The sequence below is a fragment of the Ochrobactrum soli genome, assembly GCF_003664555.1.
Classification (GTDB): Bacteria; Pseudomonadota; Alphaproteobacteria; order Rhizobiales; family Rhizobiaceae; genus Brucella; species Brucella teleogrylli.
The window spans coordinates 36,007-57,211 of the sequence record NZ_RCHH01000009.1 but is presented as its reverse complement, the minus strand read 5'-3'; the positions used below and the strand labels follow the sequence as shown (position 1 = coordinate 57,211).

The window sequence follows — 21,205 nt, the reverse complement described above, 5'->3', positions numbered from 1 at the left end:
CCGCACGCCTTATGAGAGTATTGCCCGCCCAACCGGACATGATTTCTTTTCAATAAATTCGATCAACCGAGCGTTTCGGCCATCATGTAATCGCCATCGAGCCAGAGCTGCACCGCCTGACCGCGCAACCGGGCTTCCATGTCTTCAGCCGTCTTGTAGAGGCCGTCGATTGCAACCAATTCGGCTTCCATCTTGCGGCAGAAAATGCGCGCGTTGGAATTGCCTGCCGTCCCGGCCATCGCACGACCGCGCAGCGCGCCATAGACATGGATCGAACCGCCCGCCACCACTTCCGCACCAGAAGCCACCGAACCGACAACAGTAACGTCGCCATCCGGGAAATAGATGGACTGGCCGGAGCGCACAGGCTCCGTTACCACCATCGAAGGGACGGCCTTCACCAGTTGCACATTGGCGGGTGCTGCGGTTGCAGCCGGCTTTGCCGGGGCCGCAGGCTCGCTCACCTCGGGATTGAAATCCGCGGCCACCTGCCCGCCACGCAGCGCTGGCGGCATGCCAGGACCGAGAAGCGAAGGACGCGCATTTTCAAACCCCGTGATCCAGACACCGCGACCTGCAAGATCTTCCAGTAGCTGAACCAGCTGCATCCGTTCGATAACCAGATTCTCAAGATCAAGCACGACTGGCCGGTTCAGAAAGAACCCCGCCGAACGCGCGGCAAGATCGTCTAGCCTGTCCAGCCAGCCATCCAGCGGCAGTTCAGGCGAGAGCACCAGCGCAAGAAAGGAGCGCCCTTTCAAACGGATCGGACGGGATTGTGTTAGCACTTGATTCATCTTGGTTAAAAAACGGTTTACTCGGTCTATATGCGGAATGGTTAACAGATGGTTAATTTTTGGCTGACGTCCTGACATGTAACCCCTCCGACGAAGCGAAGGCGCGCTAGCATGAAGCCGGACCCGCTGCTGCATGCATTCCAAGACGTGGCCAAGCTGCGGTGCACCTCGCGCACCAATCGACTCAACTGGCTTAAACGTACCCGAAGAATAGGGCATCAGCCGGGCTTTTCGGCGTCTTCCACAGAAGAAAGCGCTTCAGATTTACGATTAAATCCCAATCAAATGTGACGCTGCGTAACGTCTTAAAACGTGACTGCGATTTTTATACGAACTGAAGGGTAACGCGCGTTGCAACTCAAAATGCGCGGACCGAAGCCAGCATATTCGATTGTTACGATTCTTGGGAAAAACTGATGGTTCCTGGATAAGGAACCGCCTCGCGTTTGGGCGGGGGGCTTAGGGGCGCGAGGCGGGCGAGCTCTCAGGAGTGCACGCAGGGAAAAAATGGCGACTAAAGACCGATTCTAAAACCAACAAAGGGTTCCAGTCTGAAAGATTACGTGATCAGAACGGATAATTATCCCACTTAATTGGGAGGGCGATCTGGTTAAACACCCGAGATCATAAGGCTTTTTTTGAAACTCTTATTGAGTCAGAGTTTTTATAGTCCTGTCTAAATTTCCACCGCGCAAGCCTATCGCATCAGTGAAATTTGAAGACTGATTCCTTAAATCCGTCGGCGCGAACCTAATCACACCTGTTCCAAAATGGAAATAGCAATCTCGGAGAATTGCGGGGTACAACTGCGAAGCGCACTCAAATGACAGCTTCACACAGGTGCCGTGGTTCCACTCCGCCTCACGGCAATTAGATAGTCCATAAAATATATCAAATATTAGCCAAAGTTTTGTTCGGCTGGGAGCCACACAGTGTGGGCGAGTACGACCCGAGATCAGTCGAGACCCAACCGCTCATCAGCAGGAGACCCGGCAACTACTCAATTAGCTTCATGGATTTCAGTATTTTCTGAAATTTATAGAGTTTTGTCGGGGGCTTGCTTTTAGAAACTCCCACATTATTGTGTGCTCCACTTGGAGGAGGGAGTGACCGCCCCAGCGCGCTAGACCGCTGCGGGGCGGTTTCTTTTTTAGCCCTTTAAAAAATGCATAGCTGCCCTGCAGCATGTCCTCTTGTAAACCTCTGACCGCGCACCTATTTTCACGTTGTTCGGTTTCACTCCTCCTCCCAGAAACCGGACACGAAGCGCGATACTCCTCCTCCCAATCGCGCTTTACCAATCAGCCCGTTGCGCACTCCTCCTCCCAGCGCGACGGGCTTTTTTGTATCTCCAGACAAAGCTAAAACAGTCGCAGCTTGCGCATATGAAACGCTTCGGCATAGGTTTCCGGCGCGCGACATTCCATACCGCGCAATCGCGCCAATCCGCGAAATGTTTCGGGGTCGAACCAGTCCTTCGAACGTTGTGTGCCGAAATGCTTCATCAAAAGCTCGACCTTGTGTTCCATGATCGCCGCCGAAAGGGCCGAATAGGCATTGGGCTGGCCGAGGTCGCCATCCCATTTCGGGATTTCATATTCGAGGATCAGCTGGTCGCGGAAGAGGTTCCAGGTCAGTTCGTTGACTGTGCGGTGATCCTGATGCGCGTCGCCGTGGCGGTGGGTGAAAACAATATCCGGCGTCTGGCGGCTGCGTTGTTCGATCAGCCACGCCTTGATCTCGCGGATCTGCGCCGGGAAATAACTGTCCTCAAACGCCGCAAGCCGGATGCCGGGATTTTCCGTACCGCGCAGAAAATCGCGCGCTGAAGCCTCCGCCTCGGCGCGTCGTTCTCCACTGCCCGACAACACACACCATTCGATGTGCATCGGCGTTCCCGCTTCGATCAGACTGAGGAGCGTTCCCCCGCAACCGATTTCGATATCGTCCGAATGCGCGCCCAGACATAAGAGCTGAAGCGGCCTGCCCGGATTGGCGAGAGAACGCAGGTCGATCATAACGCTATGGCGATGTTGGCTGCGCGCTGCTCCGCCTTGTGTTTCTTCCAGGGCATATCGCCCTTCTCGACCATGTCTTCCAGCGTCTGCCAGTCGCGCAGCGTATCCATTGAACGCCAGAAGCCCTCATATTTATAGGCCATCAGTTGATTGTCGGCGATAAGACGGCTGAACGGTTCCAGCACCAGCTCTTCGCCCTCTCGCATGTAATCGAAGATTTCCTTGCGGAAGAGGAAATAACCGCCATTGATCCAGATATCAGAGGTGTTTGACGTCCGAAAAGCCCGCACGTCCCCGCCTTCGGCGATATCCGCCAGATGATAGGTCAGCGGCGGACGCACGGCGAGGAAGCAGGCTATCTTGCCGCTCGCCTCGAAACGCCGCGTCATGTCGTCGAGATCGACATCGCTCAGACCATCGCTGTAATTGGCGAGGAACATGTCCTCCTTCTCGACATGGGCACGCGCGCTCCACAGGCGCTCGCCGATATTGCGCCAGATGCCGGTGTCGAGCAGGGTCACGCTCCAGTCGCGGTCCACTTCCTCCAGCAATTCGACATTGCGCCCGCCATTGGAGACGACGCAATCGGCGAAAGTCTGCGGGCGGATCGTCAGAAAGAAATCCTTCACGACATTGGCCTTGTAACCGAGACAGAGGACAAAGTCGTTGTGGCCGTAATCGCTGTAATACTCCATGACATGATGCAGGATCGGCTGGTGGCCGAGCGGGATCATTGGCTTGGGCACATTTTCCGAATATTCGCGGATTCTGGTTCCAAGACCGCCGCAAAACAGAACGACTTTCATGACTAACGCTCCTCTGCAATCAGAGCTGGATCGATCAATCGGACATGAGGAATGGGGATAATGAATTTCGCGCCCCATTCGACCACGTGCTGCATCTGCCGGATAATCTCATCCTTGAAGTTCCAAGGCAGGATGAGAATGTAGTCCGGCTTGTATTTGTCTATCGCCGATACGTCATAGATCGGGATATGCATGCCGGGCGTATAGCGCCCGTGCTTGTAGGGATTGCGGTCCACGGTGAAATCCAGAAAATCCGTGCCGATGCCGCAATAGTTCAGAAGCGTGTTGCCCTTGCCCGGCGCACCATAACCGCTGATGCGCTTGCCCGAATTCTTGGCTGCAATCAGGAAGGACAGGAGATCACGCTTGGCGTGACGGGTCTTTTCCGCAAACTGTTCATAGGTCGCGATATCGGTGAGGCCGAAGCTCTCTTCCTTCTTGAGAAGGGCCGCTACCCGGGGCGACGCCTTGCGCTTGCTGCCGGTGCGCGCCAGATAGACCCGCAGCGATCCGCCATGGGTCGGCACTTCCTCGACATCGATGATCTTGAGGTGGTGCCTGTGCGCCATGAAGCGAATGGTCAGCAGCGAGAAATACGAGAAATGCTCGTGATAGATCGTGTCGAACTGGTTGAACTCAATCAGATTGGCAAGATGCGGAAATTCCAGCGTGATGACACCTTCGGGTTTCAGCAGAAGCTGCATACCGCGCACGAAATCATTCAGATCGGGCACCTGCGCCAGAACATTGTTGCCGATAATGAGATCGGCGCTTTGATTAGCACCGAGCATTTCCAGCGCCAGTTTCGCGCCGAAGAAATCAACCCGGGTTGGCACGCCCTTGGCGATTGCGGCTTCCGCCACATTGGCCGCAGGTTCTATGCCCAGAACCGGAATGCCCTTTGGCAGGAAATGCTGCAGCAGATAGCCGTCATTGCTGGCGACTTCCACCACGAAACTGTTCTCGTCCAGTTCCAGCCTTTCGGTGATCGCGTCGCAATAGGCTCTGGCGTGATCCACCCAGCTTGTCGCAAAGGACGAGAAATAGGCATATTCCGTGAAAATCTCGGCGGGCGAAAAATACTCCTTCAGCTGCACGAGATAGCAATGATCGCAGACCAGCGCATAGAGCGGGTAATAAGGCTCCATGCGGTCCAGCTGATCGGCGGCAACGAAACTTTCGCAGGGCGGCGACATGCCCAGATCCACAAAGGTGTGTTTGAGCCGCTTACCGCACAGGCGACAGCCGGTCCGCTCTTGCGTCATGCTTTTGCTCCGCGAAATATCCGGTGTCTGGATGGTCATACACACCCCCTCGGCTCTGGCCCTCACAATGGCCGCCACTACTCTGCCCCCAAACTACTAAGCGGTCTAAAGATTGCCGAGACTGCCATCTGGAGCGCGGCGCACATACCATTGGGCGCAGCCATCACCGAACGAATACTGCCAATCCTCACCCGGCTTGCGTCATAGGGCGGGCAAGGGTGTAGGCCGCTCGCCCATCCGGGGGAAAGCCCTACGTCGGAAGGTGAAGATCGTCCCTCGAAGAAGGCTCTACCGGGCGCTGACCACGCTGTCAGAATGTCGGCAGGCGGAAACGGGGCGTTCCATATGCGGTTTACTTCTCTGAACATTGATGGCGCATGGTCTATCGAGCCGGAACGGATGGAGGACGAGCGCGGCTGGTTTGCGCGGGTTTATTCCGAAACGGCTTTTGCCGAACGGCAGATGGAAACGCACTATCCGCAACACAGCCTTTCCTTCTCGCGTGAGAAAGGCACGCTGCGCGGCTTGCACTACCAGCATGACCCGCATTCGGAGACAAAACTCGTCACCTGCCTGCAAGGCACGGTCTGGGATGTGCTGGTCGATATACGCCCCAAGTCGCCCACCTATATGCGCTGGGTTGGTCTGGAGCTTTCGGCGGAAAATGGCGTGCAGCTTTATATACCGGAAGGCTGCGCCCATGGATTTCAGGCGCTTACCGATAATGTCCTCATCCGCTACATGATCTCGCATCCCTACACGCCGGACCATGCAACGGGCCTGCGCTATGATGATCCGGCGCTCGGCATACCGTGGCCGAACCAGCCCAGCGTGATTTCGGACAAGGACCGCTCTTGGCCTTTACTTTAGGCCCATTACTTCAACTCGATCAGCAATCCGGCATCGCGCAATCTCTCCGCAGCCCCGGCGAGCGTTGCGAAAGGCAATTTCGACCGCTCGGCCATGTCGAGAAGTGACGCGCCGCCGTCAGATAGATTAAGAATCCAGAGCATGGCCATCGCTTCCTGCGCGGCACGGCTGTCACCACCGGTCTTGCCGTAAAGCCCACGACGGCCCAGTTGCGGCTCGCCCTTTGGCGAGGTGTTGAGCGGAATCCAATTTCGCTCCGCTATATCAATGGCCTGCATGATGAGATTGAAAGATTGCTCAAGACATTCCGGCTTGATGAAATCCAGATTATCCGCTGAGGTATGATATTCCGAGAAAGTGCCATAAAGGCTGCGTTGAAACATGCCGACCGGCAGGTTGAACCCCGGCGAGCAGAACTGCCTTTCATCATATCCATAGGGCCAGAAATCATGCATTGTCGCCCCGGCCAGACCGGACTGCGCGAGCACCTGCCCCATGATCCGGTCGATCGCCGCGTTGCCGCGACGGCTGCGCTTGTAATTCGGCCCGCCATCATCGCCAACGCAGGACAGGACAAGGCCGTGACTGACACGGTCAAGGTGCGGCTCGTTCTCTCTCAGCCAGGCAAGCGCGCCGAATGTCGCCGGGCCGAACAGGAAGCGATAAGTCAGCCGCGTGGAGCGCGCTTTAAGCGCCGTCCCCAGAAGCGTCAGCAATGCCAGACCTGAGCAATTGTCATTGGCAAGCGATGGGTGACAAAGATGCGCGGAGATCAGAAACGTCTCGTCCGTTGTTCCGCGATGCGTGAACTCCCCGAAGACGAGCGCACCATCGCGCCGCTCGGCATCGATAACCACGTCATAGTCTCCCTCGGCCATTGCCAGAAAGTCGCTATGCGCCATGCAGAAACCCCAGTCCTCCGCATGATAACAGGTACGGTAGGGAATGAGGTCCGGCTGATCGGGCAGCGTGTGAATGTGGCCTCTCAAGGCTTCGAGCGAAAGCCTTGTTCGTACAGGAATACTGAAGTTCACCACATGCAGATTGTGCCGCGCAAAATCGACAATCCGCTGGCCGTTTCTGTTCGCAATATAGGCTTCGCGGATCACCCATTCCTGCGGCGCTTTCCAGTCGAAAAGCGGGGTGCCGGTCGGCACCTCGTGAATCTCCAGCGGCAAATGCCTGCCAATAATGGCGAGCGTGTCCCGCACGCCCTCACCCGTCAGACTGCGGCAGATAGGATAAAGCTGCGCGGCCAGATCATAGATCGCCTGCCCGTCTGGAGACCGGTGCATGTCCGTGATTGCTGGCCGCGCATCCATCATGCGATCGCTCTGAGCGGCGGCTGCATAAGCTCCACGCGCCGCAGATCGCTGTCGAGAACACCTTCCTCCAGAAGCTTGCGAATATGGGCGATGCGCTGGAACCGAGGCCCTTCGAATTCTTCAAGCGTCAGGGTCGAGCGGCTATAGGCTGCCAGAAGCTCTTCCGCACCCGCCGCCGCATCCCATTGCGGCTTTGCGTTGGGCAGAACCCGCGCCAGCTTCTCGAAGCTGACACGGTAGGACCGTGTATCCGGGCCGGCATCTTCGGCAAATTCGATCCGGCAATCGGGCACCGTCTCGGCGACAATGCCCGCAATGTCACGAATACGGTAATTGTGTTCGGTGGAGCCGACATTGAAGGCTTCATTGAAGACCTTTTCGCGCGGCGCTTCCATGGCCGCCATGAAGGCTCGGGAAATATCACGAATATGCACGATAGGCCGCCATGGCGTGCCATCTGATTTCAGATAGATCAGCCCCTTGGTCACGGCCCAGGCGACAAGATTGTTCAGCACGATATCGAAGCGCAGGAAAGGCGACACGCCATAGGCCGTTGCGGGTCGCAGATAAACCGGGCAGAAATTCGCATCGGCCAGCTCACGGATTTCCTGCTCGGCGCGCACTTTCGAGCGGCCATAGGCCGTCACCGGCTTCAACTCGCCGGTTTCGTCGATCAGATCGGCATCGCTGATGCCATAATTGCTGCATGACGAGGCAAAGAGAAAACGCCCCACGCCCGCACGCTTGGCGGCTTTCGCCATTGCCACGCTGGCGCGGTGGTTGATGTCATAAGTCAGTTCTTCATTGAGGTTGCCCAGCGGATCGTTCGACAGCGCGGCCAGATGAATGACTGCATCGAAACCTTCCAGATCGCGCGGCGACACATCGCGCACATCCTTGCGCAGCGTCGGTACATGAACAACCGCACCACCTTCTTCGAACAGGCAATGTTCGTAAAGACCGATATCGTAGCCCGACACCTCATGGCCCGCATGAACGAGGATCGGCACCATGACCGATCCGATGTAACCCTGACTTCCGGTAACCAGCACTTTCATAGTCGTTTCCTCTGCATCCCCAATAATCCAAGTTAATCACGCAGCAGTGGGGGTAGCGATTTGACCGAAGGCATATCCGGTTAAAGACAAGCGGGGTGCACGGCAGCGGAAGGGCGTAGCGCTTACCCCTTTCGGTTAAGCGCAAATCGGCCCGGCTTACCGATCAGCAATATCCAGTCTCCGTCCCCGCCCGCATTCTTTTCTGATGGGGTGCGAAAGGTCAGCGTCTGGCCATCTTCCTGCGGCGTGGCCGCTTGTATCCCTATCCCGGAAGATGGGTCGATCCAGACGACATCATCGCCAGTTTTCACTGCGGCCTTACGGACGGAAAAGCTGCCCCCTTCGCCGTAGATCACCGCTCCAGTCCCGCCGGAAAACGATGCAGCATAAAGGTTGCGCGCATCGGTAATCAGGCCGTTGCGGTCGGGCTGGAGTTCGGTCCATGGCAGCACCGCAAACAGCTTTCGCAGCACCGTCATCGACCGCGCACCCGGACTGTTCAGCTCTTGCCGCCAGTCCCGATCGGAGTCGAACACGCCCGGCCCGCCAAAATGCCAGATCGGACTATTGCCGAAGAACTGCCCGACCGCTCCAGCCAGCAGCGCGCCATAAGCATTCCGGCGTATCATTTGCGCAGTCGTTCCATGCTCATTCTCGTAGAGCGTCTCAACCAGAATGACCGGCATTCGGTTGGCTTTGGTCTGCGCAAGCACGGAACTATGAACATCGTCATAGTCATAGACGGTGTCGATAGAAAGCCATTTGGCGTCGGACCAGATTTCGGCGGTGTTGGTGTTGCGGCGCGTATGAACGGTTTGCAGGGCATTCGGCAAAACGGCCGCGATGCCGTCGGCCAGGCTGGACACCAGCCTTTTATCCGGCGCATCAAAATCGCCGCCCAACACCCAGATAATATTGGTATATTTGGCGAAGCGGCGCGCCACCGCCTCGCCATAGGCGCGCATCCGTTGCGGCCCTGCGGCTTCGATTTCCAGATACCAGCCCTGCCCGCCGCCATTGGCGCCAAGATAGGCCGGGGCCAGCAGAACCACAAAACCAAGCGTCTGCGCCCGCTCGATGACCCATGCGGCATGGTCGAAGTAGCGCGGATTGATCGCGCCAAAAGCTGCATCTTTAAACGGCTTGTCGCCATAGGCATTGGCAGGCGGATTGCTGGAAAACTGATGTTCCAGAAGATTGACCAACAGGGTGTTGAAGCCGCGTTTGCGGCGGTCTTTCAGGTAGAGATCCACATCATCGCGTTTGAGTTGAACGATCAATGACCATGCAGTGTCTCCCTGCATGAGAAATGGCTTGCCGGATGCATCTTCAAAATAGCGGTGGCTTTCGCTGACATGGATCGGCAGCTTGACCTCCGTCGCGGCTTGCGTCGCCCCATTCAGCAACACAAACGCAAGCAAACCTGCCAGCATCCCTCTCATAGCGTCGCGGGCGGACATGCATTCACGTTTTCATTGAAGCGGCGATAGACCACCTGCGATGGACGTCCTGTCAGATAGGTCTCGACACCGTCATTCAGCGCCCGCGCATAGATAGCAAGAGCGCCGTCAATCGCATCGACCGTCTTCGCGATATCATCATCGCTATGGGTATAACTGACCACCAGCGAAGGCATCAACACACCACGCCGGATGGTCTCCTGAAGAAACAGGGAGCGGAACGCCTGCGATGGCGCGCCGGTTTCGTCCAGCGTCGCATAGGCGAGGCAACTGTCGCGTCCAACCGTGCTGACATAGTTGCTTAAGCCGTGGCGGGTGATCGCCTCGTTCATACCGCTCGCAAGCTTGGCCCCCTGTTCATACAGGTGCTCGATAACCGGTTCATCGCGATAAACCGCTATTGTCGCCATGGCAGCGGCCATAGCGTGGGTCTCGGCACCATGCGTGGTCGACAGCAGAAACACACGCGGAAACTCGGTCTGACTGAGGCCGCCGAGCTGCATATATTCCGCCTTGCCTGCAAGCGCCGAAATGGCAAAACCATTACCGAGCGCCTTGCCGAAACAGGAAAGGTCCGGAACAATATCGTAGAGTTTTTGCGCGCCCTGGCTGTGCCAGCGGAAGCCAGTGATCATTTCGTCGAGCACGAAAAGCGCACCATTTTCATGGGCAATGCGCATCGCTTCATGCAGAAAATTTTTCTTTGGATCATCGGCACGCGCTGGCTCCAGAATGATAGCCGCAATACGCCCCGGATAATCCTCAAACAGAGCCTTTACGCTGGCGAGATCGTTGTAGCGGAAGGTCGCCGTCAGGGCCGAGACTGACGCCGGAATGCCCGCATTCATCTTCGTCGTCCCGATGAACCAGTCATCGGTGGAAAAGAACGGGTGGTCCGCACAGCAGGCGATCATGTCGCGCCCGGTATAGGCCCGCGCCAGACGCATTGCGCCCGATGTAGCGTCAGAACCATCCTTGCAGAATTTGACCATCTCGGCATTGTCGATCAGCTCAAGAAAACGCTCCGCGCAATCCACTTCCATCGCGCTCGGGCGGGTGAAATTGCACCCATCCTCCAGCGCATCGCGCACGGCCTTCAAGACCGGCGGATAGGCGTGACCCAGCCCCACGGCCCGGTTGCCCATGCCATATTCGATATATTCATTGCCATCGACATCGAAGACATGCGAGCCGCAACCGCGTTGGATAAAACCCGGAGCGAGGACCGGATACTGGTCGTCGCCCTTGGCATAGGTGTGGCAGCCGCCGGGTATAAGCGCATGGGCCTTGCTACCCAACAATTGAGAATTGCGAAACTGCGATGTGAACAGATTCATGGCGAATACCTTCGATTGCTCGGCAGCCGGTCAGGCTGCGGACCATCCCGCATACATTCGTTCCCTTATCCGGCGCAGCCAGTTCTTGACCGGCTGCGGCAGGCGGCTGCGCAAATTCTTGTGCAGCGCATTCGGCATAGACCATTGCGACAAGGCCAGTGGCGGCGCGATTTCCGGACGGTCCCGGTGCAGCTTTTGCAGCAGATTTACATAAGCGCCCCCAACAATATCGCTGTCGAAAGTCGAAGTGACTTTCTGCACTGCCGCTTCCGCCATGCGGTTGCGCAATTGCGGATCACCGGCAAGCCGGTCAATCTGTGCCGCCGCCCGCCCGCAATCGCCAATCGGGAAGAGCATCCCGTCTTCGCCATCGGTGACGATCATATCCGTCACACCTGCAATGCGCGATACGATGGCCGGACACCCCTGGCTCATCGCTTCCATAAGCGTCATCGGGCACCCCTCATAGCGGGAGGGCATGACCAGCGCATCGTGCTGACTGACCAGCCATGACACATCGGAAGGCGCGACCCATCCGGTAAAGCTGACCTTGTCGCCGAATGGTTCCAGCTTGTGGCGCAGCGCTTCGAGGTCCGGCCCATCGCCTGCAATCGTCAGATGATAATCGCAGCTGAGCCGCCGCAAAATGCCCGGCAGCCAGAACACACCCTTCGAACTGTCGTCTATACGACCCAGATGCAAAAGCCGGATCGGCTTTCCATCTGCATTACGCGATGGGGCGCGCCCGATATGCGGATCGCGGCTCAACCCGTTCGGAATCACCAGCGTTCGCGACGCATCGAAACCGTAGCCGCGAACAAGATCGTCGCGGCAGCGGTTGGAGACGCCGACCGTCGCATGAACATGATCGCGGATTGCGCGTGCCGCCTCGTAAGTGCCGGGCGTGATGCTGTGGACGATCATGATGCGCAGAATATCGGCAGGCAGATAGCGGACGAGATTGGTTTCGAAACGCTGCGACAGCACATTGACGAAGACAGCATCGAACCGATTATCGCGCAGAAAATCCACAATGCGCTTTGCGCGGGTTTCTTCATCGAGAACACCCATCCGGTCAATGGCGTCGCCCTGCCGCTCGGCATCCTCCAGCCCCTGCCCTTCCGGCACGCTGACGGTATCGCCCGCAGCCCCCGTTGCAAGCCAGCGCAGTTCAATGTCCGAGCGCGCCAGTGACGCACGCATCCGCGTGAAAACCGAATAGGTCCCGCCTATGTGCGGGCGCACGAAGTAGGCACATTTCATCGTAAACACCCCCTTTAGAGCGGCTCCATTACACTTGAATAGGGGTGCCGCTCTAAATGTCTTTTCGTCCGCATTTCCAACGCAAAACCGCTTCGCACTTTTGCTGGAAATGCTGGTTTTCCGTCGCATTATCCCACGCAAAACCGCTTCGCACTTTTGCTGGAAATGCTCGGACCCCGGAAACCAGACTTCGAGGGAAAATGTCCCTCGAAGCCTTGTTCCGGTATATCGAGGGGGCAAGTTGATATACCGCTGCCAGTGTATCGAATTCGCAGGCGGGCGCATTCTGGCCATGAGGGGTAAGAGAGGTATGCTCCATCCTACATTAGACGATGGGCTTCCCCCTTCTGCCAGTTTTCCCGCGCGGTGATCCCAGAGTACCGTGCAACAGGCGCTTCGGGGGCGCTTCTGGAGACACCAGTATGAGAATAGGCCTTTTCGGACAGTTCGGTTCCGGCAATGCAGGCAATGACGGCTCTCTGGAAGCCATGCTGCAATTACTGAAACGCAACTGTCCCGATGCGGATCTGCTATGCATCTGCGCGCGCCCCGATATCATCTCGGAAAAATACAATGTCGCGACAGTGCCGGTGGGAAACCCCGCGCTAGAAAGCGACCTCTTTCGCCTGCTCGACAAGGCGCTGCTTCAGCTGCCACGACGGCTCGCCGGATTTCTCACCGCAATTTCCGTCGCACACGGCCTCGACATCATCATCGTGCCCGGCACGGGCATTCTCGACGACTTCAACGAAGGTCCGTTCGGCTGGCCGTTCGTCATCCTGCGCTGGTGTCTGGCGGCACGCCTTGGCCGCGCCAAGCTTGCCTTCGTGTCCGTTGGCGCCGGGCCTGCCGATCATCCGGTCAGCCGTTTTTTCTTCCGCAAGGCGGCGCTCTCCGCAGTGTTCCGCTCTTATCGCGATGAAATCTCTCACGATTTCATGAAATCGCTGGGGGTTAGTGCGCGCAGCGATACGGTGAGCGCAGATATTGCCTTCGCGCTGCCACCGGCCAGCAACGCAATCCATGACAGCGTTGCCGGACGCGTGGGCCTTGGCGTCATGACCTATCGCGGGTGGAAAAGGCGAGCGGCCAACGCCTCGGACATCTATGATACCTATCTCGGCAAAATCGCAGAACTGGCGAAAACACTTCTGGCCAGCGGGCGCGAGGTGCGGCTGCTCACCGGCGACAAGGGCGACGTTCAGGCCATCGGCGATCTGATGGCGCGGATCGATTCACCGGACGCCGCGAAGATTATTATCGAGCCTGTCGCGTCTCTGCACGAGCTAATGCAGCAGATCGCGAAAACAGATATCGTGGTGGCGAGCCGTTATCACAACATTGTTTGCGCACTTGCCATGGGACGCCCTGCAATCTCGCTCGGCTATGCCGCGAAAAACGAGGCGCTGCTGCACGATACCGGCCTTGACGGCTTTGGCCATCATATCGAACGGTTCGACCCGCAAACCATTCTGGCGCAAATCGATGATATGTTCGCCCGGCGTCAACAACTGGCCGAAAGTGTTGAGGCCGGGGTGGCCCAATATCGGCTGAAACTCGCGCAGCAGGAAGAGACCTTGCGCGTACAACTGCTGACGAAACGGAAAAGCGTTCGTCTATTGTCGCCCGGTCGCCGCCAGAGGGCGAGCTAGCATCGTATCGACGTAGCTGCGCAAGCGCCGCTTCGTATCGGGCCGGTGCAGGAGATAATTGACCGGCGGGATAAAAGCCGTCTGTGTCCGCTGCGACACTGCGAATTTCAGAAGCTGCCGCCAGGCCGGATCACCACGCAGCAGGTGGGATATGGCTGACCAATAGGCCCGTTCCGCGATGCCCCGGCGCGCCATGCGATGCAAAGCATCGCAATCGGGCAAGACACGCCCCTCACGGGTAAAAAAATACTCGCCCGCATCCGCCGTGTGCTGAATATGCAGCAGATGGGTGTCGCGCAATTGCTGCGAACGGTTCTGCCCATGCGAGCGCGTACCGCCCTGAACACAGTCCAGTTCGGCAATCCTCCCCTGCAATCCAAGCCGCAGCCACATGTGATAATCGTCGCTATGCGGTAGGGCCTCGACATAGTGTCCCGCCGCTTTCTGCGCCGCAGTGCGAACCACCATCGCCGAACCCGGCAACTGGAACACGCCGAGCCGGCAAAAGCGCTCGATGAAGGCCGTGCCTGTCTCGACGCGGCAGGGCACATCGTCCGGCTGGGGCGGGATGGGGGGAATCGGTGCGTCGCCATTCACCGCAACGTCGCGCCCGTAGGAGAATGCGATTGTTGGATCGGTTTCCATGATCGCCAATGCGCGTCGAAGCGCGCCGGGAACGATGAAGTCGTCGGAACACAACAAAACGAAATAGTCGCCGCTGGCCCAGTCGATACCATCGTTGAACGAGGCATGCTGGCCCTTATTGACTGGCCTCAGCAGCAGTTCCACCCGCGCATCTTCGGCAGCGAGCGCACGCGCCACATCGGCGCTGTCATCAGTAGAGGCGTTATCGATGATCAGCACCCGCAGGTTTTCAATATCCTGCGACAGCACACTGCGAACACAGATGCCGAGATAGCGGCCGTAATTGTAATTCGGAATGACGACATCGACACCTGGCTGTCTCATACTCGATCTCCTCATTCGGCTGGCGTGGAGGTGGAGAAACGCCCGCGTCCCAACCGGCCAAGACGACCCGCAACTCTACTGAGCGCCCATCCAAGGACCGGTGTGATTTCCGATGCAAAAGGATGGCGCGTGATCAGCACGGCTCCGATCCAGCTGGCGACACCAGCAAGGCCGATGGCAAAACCCAAGCCCCAATGAACTTCCAATGTGCCAGCAGCGGCAATCATTGCAACCGGAATGGCAAGCGTCAGCAGCGTTACGAACCCGCTACGCAACAATTCGACGCCCAGCATCCGGTAGGAAAAAGCCACGTGCTTGCGCACATAGACCACGGAAACAACCATCTGGAACGGTGTACTGATGAACAGGCTGAGCGCTACCGCCATCAGGCCATGGTAAGCGGCGACGCAAAGAATGATCGCCGTCACCACGCGTGAAATCAGGTTGGATATGAAGGCATCGCGATTGGCGCCGAGCGCCATCAAAAGCGGATAGGTCAACACGACCGAAAACCAGAACATGCTGGAGAGGCACATGATGACGACAATCGACGTTGCGCCATACCAGTCTGGTCCGAGCACCAGATGGACCGCCGGAAAAGCGAGCAACGCCAGCAGCGCCTGCGCAGGCCAGTAAACAACCGAAATATAGGACAGCGCGCGCACATAGGATTGCGCTATATCCACACCCGCCCGAACCTGATCGGAAAGCATCGGAAAGGCGACCGTAAAGATCGCCGACAGAAACACCCGGTCGGGCAAACCGCTCAATGTGCTGGCGCGATTATAGATCCCGACGGATGCGGCGGGCATGAAACGCCCCAGCATAAGCTGCGGAAAAGTCTCGCAAATCTTGCTCAACCCCGCACTGCTCCCGAGATACATGCTGAATTGCCACGCCATGCCGATACTTGCGAGCGATGGGCGCAGCAGTCGACCCAATGGATAAAGCGCTGCCGCAAAAGCGGTTGTGACTGCCGCCGCAGCCAGCGATCCGAAGGCGAAGCACATATGCCCCACGCCCCACCAGGCCATTGCGATGGTTATGGCTGCGCCGCAAACGGAACCGGCGGTGCGAATGCGCGCCAGAGCGCCAAAAGCCATGTCGCGCCGCAACAGGGCAACAACCGGCAATGAAACGCTTTCGATCACCGCCGCGATGATGGTGACGGTGAGAAAAAGCGACAGCAGAGGATCATGATAGGTGACGGCAAAATAATCGCGCGCCAGAAAGAGCGCTGCGGCCAGCACCAGCGTCACGCTCATCAAAAACGTGAATGCCGTCTGGATATCGCGATCCTCGACCTTCTCGATCCGGATCAGGAATTCGGCGCTTGCGAATTCACGCAGCGAAAAGACAATCGCCGCGACACTGAGGCCGACAACGCCCATGCCGGTCTCGGACGGCCCCAGAAAACGCGAAACCGCAACGACAGTCAGAAAATTGCACAGCAATCCGGCATATTGCTCCAGCGTGGCAATCACGAAGCCCCGGCGATGATTTTTCATGATCGGCTCCGTGTAACGAAGAACAGCGGGAGCGCCGACATTTCCGGCAGACAATTTTCCAAGATGCGATACCCCCTCGCAACCGTGCCGGGCGGAAAAGTCCACCCGGCTTCCTGGCGCCTTCAGAATAGCCTTTCGCCCGCCGCGGGGAATGTCACCGATGGTATTAGCGCCTGACCTGAAAGGGGTATGCCGCTCGCTCTAAAGCCAAGTCGTGGGACATCAGCTGACTGGGTAAAAATTCCAGAACGTTCCCAATGGAATCGCCACGCGGTTCGGTTGGGAAATGCAGCAAGGAAAAAGAACAATAGACCTTCTTTCGCGCCTCGGAGGAGACATGAGCAATCTTTCCTGGATCACGCTTCTGGCCTTCGTCCTCTCGGTCGCCTTTTGCATCGGCTTCCGTGAACTGGCCCGCGAATGGTATCTCATCGACATTCCGGACGACCGGAAACGGCATGAGGGTGCGGTGCCGCTTTGTGGTGGCATTGCGATTTTTCTGGCCTTCGCCATCGCCGCTTCGATTGTGCATGGGGCTTCCCAGCAAGCCAATATGCTGCAGCTGCTGCCCGGTCTGGCGGTCGTTCTTGTCACAGGCGTGCTGGACGACCGTTTCAACCTGCCGGTGATGCCGCGTCTGACCATCCAGCTTTTGGCCGCGGCCCTGATCATCGGAATGGCCGATATTGAGCGGCTTAGTCTCGGCATGACTATCGGCTGGCCTTCCGGCCTGACCGCAGACGGCGGCAGCGTTTATCTTATGGGGCCTCTTTCACTGCTGCTTGCACTGGCATTCATCGTCGGCCTTATCAACGCGGTCAATATGAGTGACGGCGTGGATGGACTGGCAGGCGCATCCAGTGCCGCTGCCTTTTTCTGGCTTGCCGTGATCGGCTTCGACTTTGGACAGCATCGGCTCGGCCTTCAGACGCTGGCGCTCGCGGCGGCGTGCCTGGGCTTTCTTGTCTTCAATATGCGCCACCGCTGGCGCATGAAGGCCAGCCTCTTCCTAGGCGATGGCGGGAGCACCCTTCTGGGTGCGGCCCTTGCGGGCACATCCCTCATCCTCGCAAGTGGAGAACCCGCCATCGCCTTCCCTGTTCTGCTGTGGGTCGTCGCCGTTCCCGTCATTGATACGCTGAGCCTCATCATCCGCAGGCTTGGCGCGCGACGCAGCCCGTTTTCCGCCGACCGCCAGCACCTGCACCACCTGTTGATGGATGCTGGCCTGAGCTGCGGGCAAACGGCCATGGCTGTGATGGCGCTCAACCTGCTGGCTGGCGCGATCGCCTATATCGCGATCCGGGCCGGTGTGCCCGCATGGATCATGCTGGCTTTGCTCCTGCTGCCAGCCACGCTGCACACGCTTTTCGTGCTGCGCATGACCAGAGGCACACGTCCCGCTGTCGTCGTTGCCGCGACAATCTCCGAGACAGCCAAGACGGCAAAACCCAATCTCACATTTCCGGGGACCACTTCATGACCGTTTCCGCGCTCATCATGACATTCAACGAGGAAATGAACCTGCCCGCCTGTCTGGAATCGCTTGCCTGGTGCGACGATATCGTGGTGCTCGATTCATTCAGCACCGACCGCACCGTGGAAATCGCCAAGGCTGCGGGCGCGCGGGTCTATAGCCATGCTTATGACACCGAGGACCGCCAGCGCATGTATGGACTTACGGAAATCAAGTTCAAGCATGACTGGGTTTATACGCCTGACGCCGATGAAATCACGCCGCCGGACCTGCGCGACGAAATGCTGGCTATTGCCGCCGATCCTGATCGACCGGAAGTGTTCTTCAAGGCGCGCTACAAGAATATGTTCATGGGGCGCTGGATACGCCATGCGAGCCTTTACCCGACCTGGATAACCCGCCTTGTCAGACCCGACCGTGTCCGCTTCGAACGCTCGGTGCATTCCCGTGCCAGTGGTGGACCGGGCGGCGAATTGCAGGCGCATTTCATCCATTACAGTTTCAACAAGGGGCTGGAAGCCTGGTACGCGAAACACAACCGCTATTCCTCGGTAGAAGCCGACCTTTCAGCAGCGCGCCTTCTGGAACGGCACATCGACTGGGGTGGTATTTTCTCCACCGAGCCTGAGAGACGGCGGCGTGCGCTGAAATCGCTGTCCTACAATATGCCCTTCCGTCCAAGCCTGCGCTTTTTCTACATGTATGTGCTGCGGCGCGGTTTTCTCGATGGCAAGCCCGGCTATCTTTATTGCCGCCTGCTTGCAGCCTATGAGTTCATGATCGTCGTCAAGATGGAAGAGCAGCGCAGCCGTCAGAGCGCGCAGCCTTCCCGCTCTTCTGTCCAGCAGCGACCGCTGGACGCCAAAAAACCGGAGCGACACATGGTATGATGTTGCTCGCCCTTCTGCCCTGCGCCGTGTTCTTCGGACTGGCCGCCATGTTCTTCTCTGAACCCTTGCTGGCACTGCCGGACGACGGCAGCCGGGCCGATGTGATCGTCGTGCCGGGCGGTGACGGTCAGCCGCGTGCGGAACAGGCGGCACGGTTGTGGAAGGAAGGGCGCTCGCCCTATATCCTCGTCACCGGTGATGGCGACTGCCTTTTCAACAAGCAGATCATCGTGCGCGAAGGTGTGCCGCCATCGGCTATTTTCGTGGAATGCTATTCCGGCAGCACCTGGCAGAATGCGCGCTATTCCGCCCCTATGATGCGCAAAATCAATGCGAAGAGCGCGCTTATCGTCACCAACTGGTATCACTCGCGCCGCGCTGTTGCGAGCTTTCGCGCCGTTTGCCCGCAGATGCATTTCGTGTCCGCGCCTGTCAATGACAGCGACGAACATATCGGCTTTCCCACCACACGCACTGATGTAGAGGTGATCGCCAAGGAATATGTCAAGCTTGGCTGGTATCTGCTGTCCGGCCGCATCTTCCCGCAGGATCTGACCGGGCACGGCCCAGCGCTCAACCTGTCCTCAATCTGCAAATCGACGGAGGACGGGCTGTGAACCTCTCGCTGACATGGATGTTCGTTCTTCTGGTTGTGGCATTTCTGGCCACCGGCTTTCTGGGGCGGCCTGAGCGCATGTATCAATTTCCGTTTCTGGCCGGTGTAATGACCTTCGGTTTCATCCTGCCGCAGGTTCCAGCCCTGGTGTATGACCAGTTCATACCCGCGGGCGCCTATGCGAAAACCATGGTGATGGGCATATTGGCTCTGCTTGCTCTGGCGCTCGGCTGGCAGATGGGGAACCGCCCGATAAAATTCCTCAGCATGAGCTTCAGCGAAAGGCGGCTTTTATGGGCTGCTGCCGGGCTATCGGTTTTCGGCGCATCCTTCTATTTCCTTTTGAGCCGCCTGCCCGGCGAAGTATCCATCGGCGTGCAGATGACCGGCATGCCCGTCATCTGGCTCTTCTTCGCGCAGCTCATGCCCTATGGTCTCGCGATTGCGCTGCTTTGCTTTGCCCGGCGCAGCTCGTGGCTCGCACTGGGCATCATCCTGTTTGATCTGGTGTTCTATCTCGACCGCATCGTCGTTACCGGCAAACGCGCCGAGGCCATCCAGCTTCTGTTGATGTTCCTGCTTGCTTTCTGGTTCTACCGGCGCTGGGTAGTGCCGCGCACATTAATGTTCATCGGCATCATTGCAGGCACGTTCCTGATGACCAGCATGGGCGATTACCGTCAGGTGACGCGTGCTGCCTCGGGGTTCGTCCTCGACCAGATTCTCGATATCGACTATGCGGCCAATTTCGAGGAAACGCTGGAACGCGGCGGCCCCGAAATGCGCAACGCCGTATTGCGAATGGATGAGATCGACCGGCGACTGGAGTTCGATTACGGCAAGTTCCACTGGAACCGGATCGTCTTCACCTATGTGCCCGCCCAACTCGTCGGCAGCCAGATAAAGGACAGTCTCTATCTGTCCACACCGAAGCCTGACCGCAATTACAACCCGCTGACCGGCACGACCGAAACCGGGCTGATCGATGCCTTTTCATCATTCTGGTATTTCGGCGCGCTGAAATTCCTGCTGCTGGCCTGGGTCATTCGACGCCTCTGGGAAACGGCCATGGCAGGTGAGATGCTCGGGCAGCTCGTCTATATGTTTTCTATCGTGCCCGCCATGCATGCCATCTCGCATCAGACAGACTGGGTGATCACAGTCTGGATACACATGGCCCTGTTTCTCATTCCGATCCTGTCTGTCTGCGTCATTCGCAACCGCTCCGTCCACTTGCCGGTATCGCCTTCCGGGTCGATACCGCAACTCATCCGGGGATGACCCATCATGACCGCCATGCCCAATCACCCCCGTCCCCGATCCGCAGCGTCCATTGCGGGACGAAAAGATGCTTCGCGTCCGCTGGAAGGCGGGGCGACATTCACCTTGCAGCACCGGCTGCAGCGTCTTGGCTGGCAAATGACATGGCTGGTGCTCGCCGCCTGGACGCCCTCGTTTTTCTGGCGCTGGCGCGGCATGGTGCTGCGGCTGTTCGGCGCAAAAATCCACAAGACTGCCATCGTGCGCGGCAGCGCGCGCATCTGGTGGCCGCGCAATCTCATCATGGGTGCGCATTCCTCGCTTGGTCCCGGCGCACACTGCTACAATGTCGCCAATGTCACGCTGGCGCCCTTTGCCATCATCTCGCAAGGCGCGCATCTCTGCACGGCGGGCCACGATATCGACCGCGCCGATTTTCCGCTCACGGCATCGCCCATTCATATTGGCCCGCATGGCTGGATCGCCGCTGAAGCGTTTGTCGGTCCCGGTGTGAATGTGGGTGAAGGCGCAGTGCTTGGCGCGCGCGGTGTCAGTTTCCGCGATATGGAACCATGGACGGTTTATGCCGGAAACCCGGCAAAAGCCGTGCGGCAAAGACGAAAAGCCGTGTGAT

At 58.0% G+C, this 21,205-nt stretch carries 18 protein-coding genes; 7 read left to right on the top strand and 11 right to left on the bottom strand.

Annotation, left to right across the window (positions count from 1 at the left end; all coding sequences use genetic code 11):
- Positions 1–62: 62 nt before the first annotated feature.
- The 4 genes from minC to D8666_RS15945 all read right to left on the bottom strand — a co-directional run bounded on the left by minC (position 63) and on the right by D8666_RS15945 (position 4,925).
- On the bottom strand, positions 63–797 hold the full coding sequence (gene minC, locus D8666_RS15965) for a septum site-determining protein MinC (RefSeq protein ID WP_109367681.1): 735 nt from the start codon (positions 795–797) through the stop codon (positions 63–65).
- A 1,361-nt stretch (positions 798–2,158) separates the two neighbouring features.
- Positions 2,159–2,815: a PIG-L deacetylase family protein gene (locus D8666_RS15955; protein ID WP_121538748.1), complete on the bottom strand. Its 657-nt coding sequence runs from the start codon at positions 2,813–2,815 to the stop codon at positions 2,159–2,161.
- Positions 2,812–3,621 (bottom strand): sugar phosphate nucleotidyltransferase, encoded by an 810-nt coding sequence (locus D8666_RS15950; protein WP_121538746.1) that lies wholly within the window; start codon positions 3,619–3,621, stop codon positions 2,812–2,814. Before D8666_RS15950 ends, D8666_RS15955 begins: the two co-directional genes overlap by 4 nt.
- Positions 3,622–3,623: 2 nt before the next feature.
- Positions 3,624–4,925: a class I SAM-dependent methyltransferase gene (locus D8666_RS15945; RefSeq protein WP_109367684.1), complete on the bottom strand. Its 1,302-nt coding sequence runs from the start codon at positions 4,923–4,925 to the stop codon at positions 3,624–3,626.
- A gap of 306 nt (positions 4,926–5,231) precedes the next feature.
- Between D8666_RS15945 and rfbC the strand changes: the two genes are divergently transcribed.
- Entirely contained in the window at positions 5,232–5,756 is a 525-nt protein-coding gene (gene rfbC / locus D8666_RS15940) for a dTDP-4-dehydrorhamnose 3,5-epimerase (protein WP_109367685.1), read from the top strand.
- Positions 5,757–5,761: 5 nt separating this feature from the next.
- Here rfbC and D8666_RS15935 read toward each other — a convergent pair whose 3' ends face one another.
- From D8666_RS15935 to D8666_RS15915, 5 genes are all read right to left on the bottom strand, one after another.
- Positions 5,762–7,081: a DUF4910 domain-containing protein gene (locus D8666_RS15935; RefSeq protein WP_109367686.1), complete on the bottom strand. Its 1,320-nt coding sequence runs from the start codon at positions 7,079–7,081 to the stop codon at positions 5,762–5,764.
- Positions 7,078–8,139: an NAD-dependent epimerase/dehydratase family protein gene (locus D8666_RS15930; RefSeq protein ID WP_109367687.1), complete on the bottom strand. Its 1,062-nt coding sequence runs from the start codon at positions 8,137–8,139 to the stop codon at positions 7,078–7,080. Before D8666_RS15930 ends, D8666_RS15935 begins: the two co-directional genes overlap by 4 nt.
- 122 nt (positions 8,140–8,261) lie before the next feature.
- Positions 8,262–9,599, bottom strand: coding sequence for a glycoside hydrolase family 140 protein (locus D8666_RS15925; RefSeq protein WP_371830831.1), 1,338 nt, complete (start codon positions 9,597–9,599; stop codon positions 8,262–8,264).
- Positions 9,578–10,936 carry a glutamate-1-semialdehyde 2,1-aminomutase gene (locus D8666_RS15920; RefSeq protein WP_109367688.1) on the bottom strand — a complete coding sequence of 453 codons (1,359 nt, stop codon included), beginning with the start codon at positions 10,934–10,936 and terminating at the stop codon, positions 9,578–9,580. Before D8666_RS15920 ends, D8666_RS15925 begins: the two co-directional genes overlap by 22 nt.
- Positions 10,937–10,966: 30 nt before the next feature.
- On the bottom strand, positions 10,967–12,199 hold the full coding sequence (locus D8666_RS15915) for a glycosyltransferase family 4 protein (RefSeq protein ID WP_109367689.1): 1,233 nt from the start codon (positions 12,197–12,199) through the stop codon (positions 10,967–10,969).
- Between the two features lie 422 nt (positions 12,200–12,621).
- On the opposite strand from D8666_RS15915, the gene D8666_RS15910 reads away from it, so the two are divergent.
- Positions 12,622–13,851, top strand: coding sequence for a polysaccharide pyruvyl transferase family protein (locus tag D8666_RS15910; protein WP_109367690.1), 1,230 nt, complete (start codon positions 12,622–12,624; stop codon positions 13,849–13,851).
- Here the strand turns inward: D8666_RS15910 and D8666_RS15905 are convergent.
- Together D8666_RS15905 and D8666_RS15900 are read right to left on the bottom strand one after the other, a co-directional pair.
- Complete coding sequence (locus D8666_RS15905; RefSeq protein ID WP_109367691.1) at positions 13,816–14,820, bottom strand: glycosyltransferase family 2 protein; 1,005 nt, start codon at positions 14,818–14,820, stop codon at positions 13,816–13,818. The two genes, D8666_RS15910 and D8666_RS15905, sit on opposite strands and share 36 nt — an antisense overlap.
- An 11-nt stretch (positions 14,821–14,831) precedes the next feature.
- Positions 14,832–16,328 carry an oligosaccharide flippase family protein gene (locus tag D8666_RS15900; RefSeq protein ID WP_109368016.1) on the bottom strand — a complete coding sequence of 499 codons (1,497 nt, stop codon included), beginning with the start codon at positions 16,326–16,328 and terminating at the stop codon, positions 14,832–14,834.
- 337 nt (positions 16,329–16,665) lie between these two features.
- On the opposite strand from D8666_RS15900, the gene D8666_RS15895 reads away from it, so the two are divergent.
- The 5 genes from D8666_RS15895 to D8666_RS15875 are packed head-to-tail and all read left to right on the top strand — an operon-like array spanning position 16,666 to position 21,204.
- Positions 16,666–17,811, top strand: coding sequence for an MraY family glycosyltransferase (locus D8666_RS15895; RefSeq protein WP_109367692.1), 1,146 nt, complete (start codon positions 16,666–16,668; stop codon positions 17,809–17,811).
- Positions 17,808–18,695, top strand: a complete 888-nt coding sequence (locus D8666_RS15890) for a glycosyltransferase family 2 protein (protein ID WP_109367693.1) — start codon at positions 17,808–17,810, stop codon at positions 18,693–18,695. The genes D8666_RS15895 and D8666_RS15890 overlap by 4 nt, the downstream gene beginning before the upstream one ends.
- The gene (locus tag D8666_RS15885) at positions 18,695–19,312 is read left to right on the top strand and encodes a YdcF family protein (RefSeq protein WP_371830835.1); all 618 of its coding nucleotides are present in this window, start codon (positions 18,695–18,697) and stop codon (positions 19,310–19,312) included. Before D8666_RS15890 ends, D8666_RS15885 begins: the two co-directional genes overlap by 1 nt.
- Entirely contained in the window at positions 19,309–20,592 is a 1,284-nt protein-coding gene (locus D8666_RS15880; protein ID WP_109367695.1) for a hypothetical protein, read from the top strand. Before D8666_RS15885 ends, D8666_RS15880 begins: the two co-directional genes overlap by 4 nt.
- Before the next feature lie 15 nt (positions 20,593–20,607).
- Positions 20,608–21,204 carry an LbetaH domain-containing protein gene (locus D8666_RS15875; protein WP_121538803.1) on the top strand — a complete coding sequence of 199 codons (597 nt, stop codon included), beginning with the start codon at positions 20,608–20,610 and terminating at the stop codon, positions 21,202–21,204.
- The last annotated feature ends 1 nt before the right edge of the window (position 21,205 follow it).

Excerpts from the sequence above, each read along its gene's own strand:
- minC (WP_109367681.1), bottom strand. The coding sequence starts at position 797 with ATGAATCAAGTGCTAACACAATCCCGTCCGATCCGTTTGAAAGGGCGC.
- D8666_RS15955 (WP_121538748.1), bottom strand. The coding sequence starts at position 2,815 with ATGATCGACCTGCGTTCTCTCGCCAATCCGGGCAGGCCGCTTCAGCTC.
- D8666_RS15950 (WP_121538746.1), bottom strand. The coding sequence starts at position 3,621 with ATGAAAGTCGTTCTGTTTTGCGGCGGTCTTGGAACCAGAATCCGCGAA.
- D8666_RS15945 (WP_109367684.1), bottom strand. The coding sequence starts at position 4,925 with ATGACCATCCAGACACCGGATATTTCGCGGAGCAAAAGCATGACGCAA.
- rfbC (WP_109367685.1), top strand. The coding sequence starts at position 5,232 with ATGCGGTTTACTTCTCTGAACATTGATGGCGCATGGTCTATCGAGCCG.
- D8666_RS15935 (WP_109367686.1), bottom strand. The coding sequence starts at position 7,081 with ATGATGGATGCGCGGCCAGCAATCACGGACATGCACCGGTCTCCAGAC.
- D8666_RS15930 (WP_109367687.1), bottom strand. The coding sequence starts at position 8,139 with ATGAAAGTGCTGGTTACCGGAAGTCAGGGTTACATCGGATCGGTCATG.
- D8666_RS15925 (WP_371830831.1), bottom strand. The coding sequence starts at position 9,599 with ATGTCCGCCCGCGACGCTATGAGAGGGATGCTGGCAGGTTTGCTTGCG.
- D8666_RS15920 (WP_109367688.1), bottom strand. The coding sequence starts at position 10,936 with ATGAATCTGTTCACATCGCAGTTTCGCAATTCTCAATTGTTGGGTAGC.
- D8666_RS15915 (WP_109367689.1), bottom strand. The coding sequence starts at position 12,199 with ATGAAATGTGCCTACTTCGTGCGCCCGCACATAGGCGGGACCTATTCG.
- D8666_RS15910 (WP_109367690.1), top strand. The coding sequence starts at position 12,622 with ATGAGAATAGGCCTTTTCGGACAGTTCGGTTCCGGCAATGCAGGCAAT.
- D8666_RS15905 (WP_109367691.1), bottom strand. The coding sequence starts at position 14,820 with ATGAGACAGCCAGGTGTCGATGTCGTCATTCCGAATTACAATTACGGC.
- D8666_RS15900 (WP_109368016.1), bottom strand. The coding sequence starts at position 16,328 with ATGAAAAATCATCGCCGGGGCTTCGTGATTGCCACGCTGGAGCAATAT.
- D8666_RS15895 (WP_109367692.1), top strand. The coding sequence starts at position 16,666 with ATGAGCAATCTTTCCTGGATCACGCTTCTGGCCTTCGTCCTCTCGGTC.
- D8666_RS15890 (WP_109367693.1), top strand. The coding sequence starts at position 17,808 with ATGACCGTTTCCGCGCTCATCATGACATTCAACGAGGAAATGAACCTG.
- D8666_RS15885 (WP_371830835.1), top strand. The coding sequence starts at position 18,695 with ATGTTGCTCGCCCTTCTGCCCTGCGCCGTGTTCTTCGGACTGGCCGCC.
- D8666_RS15875 (WP_121538803.1), top strand. The coding sequence starts at position 20,608 with ATGCCCAATCACCCCCGTCCCCGATCCGCAGCGTCCATTGCGGGACGA.